This window comes from Ralstonia sp. GX3-BWBA (assembly GCF_003290055.1).
Taxonomy (GTDB): Bacteria; Pseudomonadota; Gammaproteobacteria; order Burkholderiales; family Burkholderiaceae; genus Ralstonia; species Ralstonia holmesii.
The window spans coordinates 132,769-144,786 of the sequence record NZ_QMKS01000022.1; the positions used below are offsets into that span (position 1 = coordinate 132,769).

Annotated in this window: 10 protein-coding genes; 3 read left to right on the top strand and 7 right to left on the bottom strand. The window is 62.1% G+C overall.

What is annotated here, in order from left to right; all coding sequences use genetic code 11:
• Window positions 1–5 precede the first annotated feature (5 nt).
• Both ppsA and DOD19_RS21045 read right to left on the bottom strand, forming a co-directional pair.
• Window positions 6–2,405: a phosphoenolpyruvate synthase gene (gene ppsA / locus DOD19_RS21040; protein WP_112187848.1), complete on the bottom strand. Its 2,400-nt coding sequence runs from the start codon at window positions 2,403–2,405 to the stop codon at window positions 6–8.
• A gap of 45 nt (window positions 2,406–2,450) precedes the next feature.
• The gene (locus DOD19_RS21045) at window positions 2,451–2,714 is read right to left on the bottom strand and encodes a hypothetical protein (RefSeq protein WP_112187850.1); all 264 of its coding nucleotides are present in this window, start codon (window positions 2,712–2,714) and stop codon (window positions 2,451–2,453) included.
• A gap of 187 nt (window positions 2,715–2,901) precedes the next feature.
• Here DOD19_RS21045 and DOD19_RS21050 point away from each other — a divergent pair, with 187 nt between their 5' ends.
• A complete protein-coding gene (locus DOD19_RS21050; RefSeq protein ID WP_112187852.1) occupies window positions 2,902–3,834 on the top strand; it encodes a 1-phosphofructokinase family hexose kinase in 933 nt (310 codons plus the stop codon).
• A gap of 133 nt (window positions 3,835–3,967) precedes the next feature.
• Here the strand turns inward: DOD19_RS21050 and DOD19_RS21055 are convergent, their stop codons facing one another.
• The 3 genes from DOD19_RS21055 to DOD19_RS21065 all read right to left on the bottom strand — a co-directional run bounded on the left by DOD19_RS21055 (window position 3,968) and on the right by DOD19_RS21065 (window position 6,848).
• Window positions 3,968–4,468 (bottom strand): BCAM0308 family protein, encoded by a 501-nt coding sequence (locus tag DOD19_RS21055; protein WP_024978898.1) that lies wholly within the window; start codon window positions 4,466–4,468, stop codon window positions 3,968–3,970.
• Window positions 4,469–4,695: 227 nt separating this feature from the next.
• The gene (locus DOD19_RS21060) at window positions 4,696–5,601 is read right to left on the bottom strand and encodes a DUF2950 domain-containing protein (RefSeq protein WP_162634419.1); all 906 of its coding nucleotides are present in this window, start codon (window positions 5,599–5,601) and stop codon (window positions 4,696–4,698) included.
• A 41-nt stretch (window positions 5,602–5,642) separates the two neighbouring features.
• The gene (locus DOD19_RS21065) at window positions 5,643–6,848 is read right to left on the bottom strand and encodes a DUF3300 domain-containing protein (protein WP_162634421.1); all 1,206 of its coding nucleotides are present in this window, start codon (window positions 6,846–6,848) and stop codon (window positions 5,643–5,645) included.
• 239 nt (window positions 6,849–7,087) lie between these two features.
• Here DOD19_RS21065 and DOD19_RS21070 point away from each other — a divergent pair, with 239 nt between their 5' ends.
• Window positions 7,088–8,374 (top strand): erythromycin esterase family protein, encoded by a 1,287-nt coding sequence (locus tag DOD19_RS21070; protein ID WP_112187858.1) that lies wholly within the window; start codon window positions 7,088–7,090, stop codon window positions 8,372–8,374.
• 41 nt (window positions 8,375–8,415) lie between these two features.
• Here DOD19_RS21070 and ftsH read toward each other — a convergent pair whose 3' ends face one another.
• Window positions 8,416–10,359 carry an ATP-dependent zinc metalloprotease FtsH gene (gene ftsH, locus DOD19_RS21075; RefSeq protein WP_112187860.1) on the bottom strand — a complete coding sequence of 648 codons (1,944 nt, stop codon included), beginning with the start codon at window positions 10,357–10,359 and terminating at the stop codon, window positions 8,416–8,418.
• 388 nt (window positions 10,360–10,747) lie between these two features.
• Complete coding sequence (locus DOD19_RS21085; RefSeq protein WP_112187862.1) at window positions 10,748–11,248, bottom strand: lecithin retinol acyltransferase family protein; 501 nt, start codon at window positions 11,246–11,248, stop codon at window positions 10,748–10,750.
• A gap of 337 nt (window positions 11,249–11,585) precedes the next feature.
• Here DOD19_RS21085 and DOD19_RS21090 point away from each other — a divergent pair, with 337 nt between their 5' ends.
• A complete protein-coding gene (locus DOD19_RS21090; RefSeq protein ID WP_024978891.1) occupies window positions 11,586–12,008 on the top strand; it encodes an Hsp20/alpha crystallin family protein in 423 nt (140 codons plus the stop codon).
• The last annotated feature ends 10 nt before the right edge of the window (window positions 12,009–12,018 follow it).

Consider the following 12,018-nt stretch of genomic DNA (forward strand, 5'->3'; position numbering starts at 1 on the left):
CCGTATCACGAGGCTTTCGTTGCAGTGCTCTCCGCAGCCGCCACACTGCGCTTGACCGCGATGAAGCTATCGGGGCTCACCGATATGGAATCAATGCCGCACTCGACAAGGAAGGCAGCAAACTCAGGGTGGTCGCTCGGTGCTTGACCGCACAGGCCGACATGGGCACCGGCCTCGTGCGCACTCGCAACGACACTGCGGATCATCCACTTTACGGCGTCGTCTTGTTCATCGAAAAGCGCGGCAAGATCGGCAGAGTCACGGTCAACGCCCAGCGTCAGTTGCGTCAGATCGTTGCTGCCAATGGAGAAGCCGTCGAAACGTTGCGCGAAGGCCTTCGCCAGGATCACGTTCGATGGGATCTCACACATCACGTAAATCTGAAGACCGGCTTCTCCGCGATGGATACCGTTGTCAGCCATCACCTCAAGCACGTGGTCCGCTTCGCTTGTTGAACGGCAGAAGGGGATCATCACAACGACGTTCTTGAAGCCCATCTCATTGCGCAAACGACGGATGGCCCGGCACTCGAGCGCGAAGCCTTCCCGATAGCGGGGGGAGTAGTACCGCGACGCACCACGGAATCCGAGCATGGGATTTTCTTCTTTCGGCTCGAATTCGGTTCCGCCGATCAGATGCGCGTACTCATTGGTCTTGAAGTCGCTCATTCGGACAATGACAGGGTGCGGATACTGGACCGCCGCGATCCGTCCCAGCCCACGCGCAAGTCGATCGACGAAATACTCCGTCCTGTCTTTGTAGCCCGTCGTCAATGCTGCAATCGTCTGCTTGGCATCTTCGTCCTTGAGCGTATCGAAGCGGGCAAGGGCCATCGGATGGATCTTGATATGGTTGCTCACGACGAACTCCATTCGTGCGAGCCCGACCCCGTCGGCAGGGATCCGCCACCAGCGAAACGCCGCCGCCGGATTGGCGAGGTTCAGCATGACCTTGGTGCGCGTCGCGGGGATATCGCCAAAGTCGATCTCGTCGACCACAAAGTCCGCAATGCCTTCGTAGACGAACCCTTCTCGGCCCTCTGCGCAAGACACAGTGATCTCCTGCTCGTCATGCAGCAGATGCGTCGCGTTACCGGCCCCGACGATGGCGGGAAGCCCAAGCTCGCGGCTGACGATCGCCGCGTGCGATGTGCGGCCACCCTGGTCAGTGATGATGGCTGCCGCCCGTCGCATGACAGGCACCCAGTCCGGATCCGTCGTCTGGGCGACGAGGATGGCGCCGTCGATGAAACGCCCCATGTCTCGGGGGCTTTCGATGATGCAGACCTTGCCGGCAGCGATGGCTTCTCCGATGCTGACACCGGACAGGATCTTGCGACCCGCACTCTTCATGTGCCAGGTCTTTACCGCACCGGCTTCACGACGTGACTCCACCGTTTCGGGCCGAGCCTGCACGACGAACACCTCGTTGGTGAGCCCGTCCTTTGCCCATTCGATATCCATCGGTTGGCCATAGTGCTGTTCGATCACGCAGGCCCAGCGCGACAAAGTCAAAATCTCTTGGTCACTCAGGACGAAAGCCGCACGCTCGGCTTTCGATGTTGGAACGTTCTTCGTCGGCTGTTCGCTATCGCTTGTGTAGATCATTTTGAGACCTTTTCCGCCAAGCTTTTTCCCGACGATCGGGGATAGCGATGGTTCCGACAGGAGTGGCTTGAACACCTCGTATTCGTCGGGATCAACTTCTCCTTGCACCACGTTTTCGCCCAGCCCCCAGGCCGCATTGATCAGGATGGATTTGTCAAAGCCCGTCTCGGTATCGATGGAGAACATGACGCCTGCGCCGCCCAGATCTGATCGCACCATGCGCTGGACACCCACCGATAGCGCGACCTTCAGATGATCGATCCCCTTCGCTTGGCGATAGCTGATCGCGCGGTCGGTGAAAAGCGACGCGTAGCAGCGCCGGCAAGCGTCAAGCAAGACGCGTTCGCCCTTGATGTTGAGATACGTCTCCTGCTGGCCGGCGAAGCTGGCATCGGGCAGATCCTCGGCGGTGGCGCTGGATCGCACGGCAACGTCCAGGTCGATTTGTCCCGTTCGGCGGTTCAGTTCGCCGTAAGCAAGGCGGATTGCCTCAGCAAGCTCACTTGGCCACTCACCGCGAAGCATGGCCCGTCGGATGATGAGCCCCGCCTCGGCCAGGGGAAGCTTGCCGTCATCGAAGTCAGTGAGCGCGGAGCACATGATCGGCTGCAAGTCATTTGCCTCGACAAAGTGCCTGAAAGCATCGGCAGTGAGTGCAAAGCCCGGTGGAACATTGACGCCCTTGCCAGCCAGGTTGGCCACCATCTCGCCGAGCGACGCATTCTTGCCGCCGACCCGTGGAACGTCGGTCCGTCGCAGGTTTTCGAACCAGACAACGTGTGCAGTGTCGTTGACCATGTGAGCCTCCCTAGCGGCGGGGTTCGGGGATCTTTGGAAAAGAAACTAGACGCCACGCCCCGATGCGTCGAAGTCGGGAAACTCGGCGTCAAGGAGCTCATAGATCATTTTGGCCTTGCCGGTGAGCTCGATATCCATGCCGCGGATGAGATGCTCATCCGAACGGAGCCACTTATAGGCGAGCTGCACGTCCTGGATGCTGGGTTCGATTGCGAGAATGCGAGTCAGCACCTCCATCTCGAACGGGCCGATGACCTCTCTGATCTCCTTCGCGGTCAGGTGGTCGTGGCTTTGGGAAGCGGTTTTCATGGCGGTTGCGTCTCCTATGTTTTCAACAGGCAGCAAGGGTGATTCGGCCAGTCCAATAAATACTGGCATGATGGATGGCACTGATTTTGTGCCGTATCAAACGAGGGCTGATTACTCCGCGCCGCGAAAAATCGCCCGGACACGTTGGCCTTGTCATGCTGCCCGTCGTGCCCCCTGGAGGTACGCAATGCCGGAAATCGTCACGCTCACGGTCAATCCCGCAATCGATATCGCCACGTCGGTGGAGTGCTTGACGGACACACACAAGATGCGCTGCGCCCCGGCCCGCAGTGACCCCGGAGGAGGTGGAATCAACGTCGCCCGCGTTGTCCATCGGCTGGGCGGGGATTGCCTGGCCATTTACCTTGCCGGCGGCCCGGTGGCCGAGCGATTGGGGCGTCTCCTGTCGGCAGAGGGCCTGCCGTTCGTCGCCCTCGGGATCGAAGGGGAGACGCGTGAGAACTTTTCCGTGACGGAACTGTGCAGCCACCGGGAATTCCGGTTCGTGATGCCCGGGCCGGTCGTCTCGGAAGCGGAATGGCAGCGCTGCCTGGACTACCTGGATGCGCTGCACCCTGCGCCGCGCTACCTCGTGCTAAGCGGAAGCCTGCCGCTCGGGGTAGCAGAAGACTTCTACGCGCGCGTCATTGATCAGGCCAAGGTTCATGGCAGCCGCATCGTACTGGATGCCTCAGGTCCGGCATTGCGTGCTGCGTTGCCACATGCGCCATACCTGATCAAGCCCAGCCTGAGCGAGCTTCGGCAACTGACTGGGCGCGCGTTGGAGACAGAAGCGGATTGCCTGCAGGCCGCCCAGGAGATTGTCCGCAATGGGCATGCGCATGCCGTTGCGCTCACACTGGGCGCAGGCGGGGCCATGCTCGTCACGCAGGAAGAGGTTGTACGCGCAGGGGCTGTCGCAACGTCATTCCTCAGCACCATTGGGGCGGGTGACAGCTTCGTGGGCGGAATGGTCTGGGCGCTTAACCGGAATGCGGGGATGCAGGAGGCATTTCGATACGGCATGGCCGCCGCAGCAGCAGCGTTGAGCCATGCCGGTACCGAACTTGGCAGCGCCGCCGAGATCGAGCAGCGCTACGCAGAGGTCTCAGTGTCTTGATACGCGCCTGCCTGGGCGGGATTGGACCGGGGTGACCGCCGCTTGGCTTGCAAGGGCGGCTCCATGATCTCTTGGCTGGATGACCAATCTGTGTGAAAGGCAGCAGGAGGCGTTGCGGAACGCCCCCGGAGTTTTACCGACTCCATTTCACGTGCAGTTCGGTTTCTGCATTGCCATAGTCAAACGTCAGGTGTCCGTGGAATGCATGGTGGATTGCGTGGCCGATGTCGCGCGCCAGATGAAACCCGGTCGTCAGGATGTCAGTGCCGCTGCTCGTGCTTTCGACGGCCATGATGCGCTCCATCGGATGATCCGCGCGCAGATCTGCCTCGCGGTGGCGGGCGAGTGTCAGGATCTCTTCCCGATGGGCCGCCTCGAACTCCCCTGAGAGGTGGATTCGGGCCGCAGGCATCTGGTCGGCGGCACGTTGGCATGCCGAGCAGATCAATGAGGTGGCCCCGGGCGGTGGACTGCGCCACAGCCAGCGGCCCTTGAGATAGACGGCGCCGCAAACGGGGCAGCAGCTTACAGCCGGTGCCTTGTCGGGTTGCCGATACCGGTTGTGGATCGGCTCGACGGCAAATGGGCTCCAGCGTGCCGGCCGCACTCGTTCGGATTGAGAGCGTTGTTTCATGTTGACTCCTATGAGGGCGAATTCCTCCGGCCTGCTGCAGACCAAAACCTGCAACGCAGTCGCGGTGGACAATTCTCAGAGTACCCCCCGCAGCGCGACACGATTTGGGCTGAATCAAGTCTGCGCGTAGCAGCACGCATCGGGCCAGGCTTGCGTACAGATGCGCCGCGATACCGAGCATCACGGCCGACACGGCGAGCAGCGTTTCCGGCGGCCAGGCAGCAGCGTCACGGTAATGCTGGGCTCCAGCTCTCGTCGGGGTCGTACGCGCGCATGTGCCGCGTGATCTCGGCGGTATGCGGGCCGAGGTTCCGTTGGTACACGACGCCATCCTGGTTCACGATAAACGTCATGACGCCCGATGCCCCAAACGTTGCAGGAAAGGCGACCAGCGCGAATCCGCCTGTCATCTGCCCACCATCGACATAGCCACGCGCGCCGCCCGGTGCGTGTTTTCCTTGCTGGGTCAGGACCCGGAAGAGGTAGCCATGAAAGGGGATGACTTTGCCCGCGCCCGACGTGTCTTGGCGCCGTGCATCGGCGAGCGCGATGAGCGGGCCCAGCGGGCTCTCTTCTTCTCCGGCGGAAGGCACCCAGAACAGGCCATCATGCTTGCCTGGTGAACTGCCAAGGCGTTGGGCAAATTCGGCGCGTCCATCTCCGGTGCGGTGCGAAACGCCATAGGCCAGTTGCGCTTCGACATACGCTCGGCAGACGCGGATTGCGTGTGCCTCGTGGTGGCCAACGCGTCGATCGATGATCTGCTGTGCGCCGGCTTTCGTATCAAAGCGCCAGCGCGTGCCCCGCATTGCCAGCGGGATCGGGTAGGGCCATTCGTCTTTGCCCAGGAGGATGACGGCATGGCCCTCAGCGTCTCGTTCGATTCGATGCGCCTCGTCGTACGCGGAGGCCAGCTTGCTTCGGGCAATCTGTTCGCCGATGGGGTCACCGGATTTCACGAGCGTTGCCCCGGCCGGACCGAACAGGACGAGCAGGGCATCCGCATTGCCCGAGCGCCATGCGGATGCCAATGCTTCGGCAGCGTTCTCGGGCGAAGAGAATGCCTGCTGTGTGGGCTTGTCGGCCCAGGCCGGAAGGGTGCTCGCAAAGGCAGCCAGCATCGCGAGTCGCATGGCTAGGCGGCGTAGGCGCAGCGTTCTACAGATCGTGCGCATCATCGTCTCCTGGTTCCGCCGCCCGCCGCGCCATGGGGTGCAAAGCCACCAGAGCGCGGCCCAGCCGGTTGCGGTTGCGGCATTGCGGGCGACATGCGGCTGGCTTGCCCACGCTGGGCCTGTCCGCGCACATCAGCTCCGCGCCCGAACGACTCGAACGTGGGCGGGTAGCCAGGTGACTGGCGCCGGGAGGAGCGTGCTCCGGGAGCAGGCGCCGGCCGGGCCGGCGGCGGCCGGATTGCCGGATGCGCAGGCGAAACCGGGGAGGGACGTATCACGGAGCCTGCTGGCGGGCTCGGGGGCGTTGGGTAGCCGCGAAAACCGCGTCGCGCGTCCGGCGAGATGGCAGAGCCCGGGCCAAACCGCCCCCGCGATGCTCCCGGATATGGCACGCCATGGCGATGCCCCGGGTCATGGGCCCAGATGCCGCTGGGTGGGGGACGATGGCGGTCGATGCTCCCGAAGCGGCCACGGTCAATATCGATGTGGCGACCGTGCCAGTTCCAATGGCTCCAGCCCCACAACGGAACGACCACCGAAAAACCCACCCAACCAAACCCGATGCCACTAATGATCGCCCCGCCCCAGATGTCGGGAAAGATGTATGGCGGGTAAGCGGGATATGGCCACGGTGCATAGACGAGGTAAGGGTCATAGACCGGAACGTAGACCACGTTCGGGTTGGTAGGCTCGATGATGATGGCGCCATCCTGCGTTGACACGACGGCTTGCGTTGTCGATCCCAGGGTGCCGTTGGCCTGAGCCCGGCTGCGCAAACGCTGGATCGAGTCCATGACGGCGCCTTCGTCGGCCAGAAACGCATTGCCCACGTGTTCTGTCCAATCCAGGTTGCTGTTCATCATGTGCAAGAGCCCGGGAAACGGCACCAGAGACTTCACGCTCGGATCCCACGGCAGCGGCGCCAGGGCTTCGGCCAGTTGGTCGCCACCAAGGGCAGCATGAGCGGGGTCACGCACCCAGCGATCGGCCTGCACCACTTCAAGCGGATACGTGGCTGCCATGAGGATCTGCGCGACCAACGCATCCGGATACAGCGCGATGGGCGCCAGCATTTGATCGAGCTGTGCCGCGGTAGCCGGTTGCGGATCGTTTTCCAATGCGTCTGGCTGCGCCATCGCCGGGCGGCCAAACAAGAGCAGGAGTGCCAGGGCAATGGCCAGCTGCTTTACCCATTGCACCTTCATTGGCTGCCTCCGCAAAGAATGGCGGCCACACGTCGCAAACTGGGCGGGGCCCCGATTCATATTGGGCGATTGGATAGGACAGCGATTGACGGGCGTCAACGCATGGGCAACATCCGCGCCAGAACGCGCGCACGGCGGTACGCCTACCGGGGGGCCGTCGTTTGCGATAGCGCAATCAGCGTGCGGCGGGGCTGCCTAGACTGCAGATACTGCCGTTACGTCCATGGAGTGCATCGCCCATGTCCACACCTCTCACACCTTTCCTTGGTGTACGTGAAGTGGCCAGCCGCCTCACCGGCAGCGCTGCCGACTACGACCGGCTGCTGGAGATGGCACGTGGAAAGCGCTACGTTCTCCTTGGCGAGGCGACGCACGGAACACGTGAGTTCTATCAGACACGCGCAGACATCACACAGCAGTTGATTACGCAAGGCGGCTTTGACGCTGTCGCCATCGAAGGAGATTGGCCGGATGTGTGGCGCATCAACCGCTATGTTCAGGGCGATGGCACCGACACCGCCGCCGAGGCGCTGGGCGATTTCCAGCGGTTTCCTGAGTGGATGTGGCGCAATCCGCAGATGCTCGACTTCATCAGCTGGCTGCATGCGCACAACGCGGCCCTTGCCGCCTCGGAACGTGTTGGCGTCTATGGGTTGGACCTGTACAGCCTGTACAGGTCAGCCGAGGCTGTCGTCGAATACCTGCAGAAGACCGACCCGGAGCAGGCAGCGGTGGCACGCATGCACTATGCGGCGTTGGACCACGTGCGTGAACCCATGACGTACGGCTACGAAGCTGCTGCAGGTTTGAGGTTGCCAGCGCAACGCGAGGTGATCGAGCAACTGCGACGGCTTCGGGCGAGCGAGGCCAGGTTGATCGAGCAGGACGGCCTCGGTGCCATCGACTCGCATTTCTTTGCCGAGCAAAACGCCGTCGTCGTCGTCAATGCAGAAGCGTACTACCGCGAATCATTCGGGCACCGCGTCAATACGTGGAACCTGCGCGATGCCCACATGGCGCAAACGCTGTTTGGTTTGGCTGCGTATCGGCAGCGCCGTGGCGGTGAAGGGCGGATCGTCGTGTGGGCGCACAACTCGCATGTGGGCGATGCACGGGCAACGGAATCCGCCAACCGGCGTGAGTGGAATCTTGGGCAACTCGTGCGTGAGCAGGTGGGCGGTGCCGCATTGCTTGTGGGCTTTACTACGTATACGGGCCACGTCTGCGCCGCATCCGAGTGGGGCGGCGAGGCCGAGCGGAAATGGGTACGGCCAGCGCGGCCAGACAGTTGGGAGCATCTGTTCCATAGCACCGGGCTGGATCGCTTCTTCCTGCCGCTTGGAGATACGGCGGCAGAGGTGTTTCGCGAGCCAATGCTGGAACGGGCAATCGGTGTGCTGTACCTGCCGAAGACCGAGTACGCCTCGCATTACTTCGACGCGGCCATCGGCGCGCAGTTTGACGCGCTGTTCCATCTGGACGAAACCTCTGCCATCGAACCATTGAGCACAGCGCTGCTACCTTGACCACACGTGTCTGTCGGATAGCGTTGCCCGTGTCCCGTGGGCTAATGCGGCTGTTGCGCGGGCAGCGGCGCCGGAGCGCTGGCGGAGGACCCCGCTTCTGATTTCGGAGGCGGCATTGGGGTCACATTGCCAGACAGGATCATGTCCAGGTCGTGGCGGTCAACCACCTCTTTGTCCAGCAGCATGCGCGACAGCGCTTCCAGTTTGGCACGCTGGCCTTCCAGCGTGGCGGTCACGCGTGCGCTGGCATCGGACAACACCTTGCGGACTTCCGCATCGATCAACTGAGCTGTGTTTTCGCTATATTCCTTGCGCTCGCGCTGCATCAAGCCGGCACCGGCAAGCAGCGGGTTGGGTGTCTGTTCGTAGGTGGCCAGACCGAGCTGTTCGCTCATGCCGAACTGGGTGATCATCTGACGGGCCATGTCAGTTGCCCGTTGCAAGTCGTTCTGCGCACCAGTCGATACGTCGTGATACACGATCTGCTCGGCAACGTAGCCGCCCAGCAGCACATCGATCCGGTCCAGCAATTCGCTGTGCTTGAGGAGGTAGCGGTCCTCCGTGGGGGTCTGTTGTGTGTAGCCCAGGGCGGCGATACCTCTTGGAATGATGGAAACCTTCGAAACGCGATCGGCCAGGGGCCGGTGCTCGGCCACGATGGCATGACCTGCTTCGTGGTAGGCGATCGTCTCCTTTTCCCTGGCGTTCATCACGCGGTTCTTCTTCTGCAGGCCGCCCACGATGCGGTCAAGCGCCTCGTCAAAATCGACGGTCTCCACGGCGGATTTACCTTCACGCGCCGCAAGAAGCGCCGCCTCATTCACCAGGTTGGCCAGGTCGGCACCGGCAAAGCCCGGCGTTCGCGCGGCGATCTTGCTCAGGTCGACGTCGGCCCCCAGCGTGACGTTCTTGGCGTGGACCTTGAGTATCTGTTCTCGTCCCTTGAGGTCCGGCCGGTCCAGGGCGACATGGCGGTCGAACCGTCCGGGACGAAGCAGGGCAGGGTCGAGTATTTCGGGCCGGTTCGTCGCGGCCATGATGATGACGCCTTTGTTGCTGTCAAAGCCGTCCATCTCGACCAGAAGCTGGTTCAGCGTCTGCTCGCGCTCTTCATTGCCGCCGACCAGGTTGAACGCGCGCGTCTTGCCCAAGGCATCGAGTTCATCGATGAAGATGATGCACGGCGCCATGGATTCGGCCTGACTGAACAAATCCCGCACGCGCGCCGCACCTACGCCGACGAACATTTCGACAAACTCCGAGCCGCTCATGCTGAAAAATGGCACGGCCGCCTCACCGGCAACTGCCTTGGCAAGCAGGGTCTTGCCCGTGCCGGGCGCACCCACAAGCAACACGCCCTTTGGGATCCTGCCGCCCAGGAGCTGATACCGCAGTGGCTCTTTCAGAAAGCTCACGATTTCTGACAGTTCCTCCTTGGCTTCGTCGATGCCGGCAACGTCGGCAAAGGTCACGCCGGTTTCCTTTTGCATGTAGACCTTTGCCTTGCTCTTTCCGATTTCCATCAGCCCACCGGCTGCGGCGCCGCCCATGCGCCGGATCAGAAAGTTCCAGACAGCGAAGAACAGCAGGGCAGGCACAATCCACGACAGGAGCGTGCTCAACCATTTGTTGTCCGGCCGACCGACAAAGCGCACCTTGGCCGCCTCCAGTTCCTGAACCAGAGCCGGGTCATTCACGCGAAGGGTCTGGAAAGGATGGTCGCCCTTGCCCGTGCCCGTGCGTCGGATGGCATCGATCTGCTGCTGCGTCAGCAACGCCTCGACGCCTTCCGTCGAGAAGGTGCCGGTGATGTCCTGATCACCAATGGCGACGTCTTTGATCTTGCACGCATGCAGCAGGAGCTTGAAATCGCTATAGGGGAGGGTGTCGACCTGTTCAGACATGAACAGCGTTTGGAACGCGAGCACGGTCAACGCGACGATGACGGCGTACCAGAGCGAGAACCTTTGCTGCCGTGGCTGCATACTCTCTTTCACTTCTTCACCTTCGCATGGTCGTGCGTCAACCAACGTCTGATCGAACCTTGATGTTCGTGCTTGGGCCGGAAAGACGGTTGATGCGGATCAACCAGTCCGCAAGTCGGCGTTGCCTTCCAGCAGGAAGACTCGCATTGCCGCTAGTGGCGGCGTACGTGCGATGGCGGAAACAGCCTCCAGCAACCCGCCTGGTGACGGAAGAAGACGATCGCAAGTGGGCGGGCGGATGTCGTCAACTCTGCTCGCACGCAGCCACAATCAACGCCGGGGCAATGCAGGCGCGTGATTCGCAGATGTGGTGTGTCGCTTATGCCAAACCACTTGGCTACCAGACCGCGCAGCGAGGTGTCGTATTGGGGCATGGTGCTCTCCGGCGTCATACGGCCTGAGCCGGTGGCTGTGCAGTGCGGCATTCGGCGAAAAGTGCCAGCAGCATCAGCTTCAATAGCGTGCGCGCAGCCCGCGCGGGGCTTTTCATGCACGCCTCCACCTGTGCGCTGCGGCACTCTCCAAACAAGCACCACGAACAGAAGTGCTCGCAGTTGTTGGTCAGCAGCCGATAGTCGCGCTCCCCCAGGCGTGACCCGGCACGGCGGGCGACTTCTTCGCCGTCGTAGCAGGGACTGGCGTCGCGCTGGATGGTCACTGCAAAGCCGCACGCAAAGCAGCCAATGGAGATGCACTCGACCGGCCCGCGGCGCTGACGGTGAGCGAAGCCGGCGTAGTGAATCACCTGCCCGTTTCCGACATAGATGCCGTGATGTTCGTATCCATCGCGTTCCGCCACAAGGTGCGCGCCAACAGGAAGCACCGTGTCGAAAGCGGCGGAGTCGCGCGAGTCAATCCACTGGGCAATGCATTCGATGTTCTGGCTCATGGCGCGCTCCGTTGTACTGGCTCGTTGTCGGGTTCCCGGGGGCGATTCGACAAGACGCAGCGTTGCTTGTTGGCGTTTCACCAGTATTGGCAGCGTGCTCGCCGTCGTCATGCAGGCTGTGCTGAGAATGCTGTCGGAGCTGCGGGTTTCCATGTCAGAAAAGCCTGACAAGGTGGCCGGCGCCTCAGAAGCAATGTGCTGGGTACGAATCCCACGGCGCCTGTGCGGCGGCCACAGTGCGCCGCCGTTGATCTGCCGCAAGGCGCTCCGGCACGGCCGTGCCACGATGAATCTGTTAGCCCGAAGATCCCCGGGGCCCAATCATCAGGAGGCAGCCATGAGTCAACTCAAGCGTTATGACCCGTTCGCCATCGAGCCGGTTGGCGACATTTTCCAAGGGCTCCTGCGCTCGTTTCGCGGCGGCATGGATGGCGCGCTGCCGTTCAAGGTGGACGTGACCGAGTCCGACAAGGCATACAACGTTGTCGCAGAAATCCCGGGTGCGAAGAAGGAAGACATCGAGGTGACGGTCGATCGCGGCACGGTCATGATCTCGGCCAAGGTGGAACGCAACTCCGAGGAGAAGGAAGGCGAGCGCATCATCCGCAGCGAGCGCTACAGCGGATCCATGCAGCGCATGTTCACGCTGGATGCGGCGGTCGATGAAACCAAGGTCGACGCAACGTACGAGAACGGACTGTTGCGCGTGACGCTGCCCAAGAAGGAAGCGTCCCAACAGCAGCGCGTCACGATTCGCTGAGCGTGAGGGG

Coding starts and splice junctions, on each gene's coding strand:
- DOD19_RS21070 (WP_112187858.1), top strand. CDS start 7,088: ATGTCCACACCTCTCACACCTTTCCTTGGTGTACGTGAAGTGGCCAGC.
- DOD19_RS21050 (WP_112187852.1), top strand. CDS start 2,902: ATGCCGGAAATCGTCACGCTCACGGTCAATCCCGCAATCGATATCGCC.
- DOD19_RS21090 (WP_024978891.1), top strand. CDS start 11,586: ATGAGTCAACTCAAGCGTTATGACCCGTTCGCCATCGAGCCGGTTGGC.
- ppsA (WP_112187848.1), bottom strand. CDS start 2,405: ATGGTCAACGACACTGCACACGTTGTCTGGTTCGAAAACCTGCGACGG.
- DOD19_RS21055 (WP_024978898.1), bottom strand. CDS start 4,468: ATGAAACAACGCTCTCAATCCGAACGAGTGCGGCCGGCACGCTGGAGC.
- DOD19_RS21085 (WP_112187862.1), bottom strand. CDS start 11,248: ATGAGCCAGAACATCGAATGCATTGCCCAGTGGATTGACTCGCGCGAC.
- DOD19_RS21045 (WP_112187850.1), bottom strand. CDS start 2,714: ATGAAAACCGCTTCCCAAAGCCACGACCACCTGACCGCGAAGGAGATC.
- ftsH (WP_112187860.1), bottom strand. CDS start 10,359: ATGCAGCCACGGCAGCAAAGGTTCTCGCTCTGGTACGCCGTCATCGTC.
- DOD19_RS21060 (WP_162634419.1), bottom strand. CDS start 5,601: ATGCGACTCGCGATGCTGGCTGCCTTTGCGAGCACCCTTCCGGCCTGG.
- DOD19_RS21065 (WP_162634421.1), bottom strand. CDS start 6,848: ATGAAGGTGCAATGGGTAAAGCAGCTGGCCATTGCCCTGGCACTCCTG.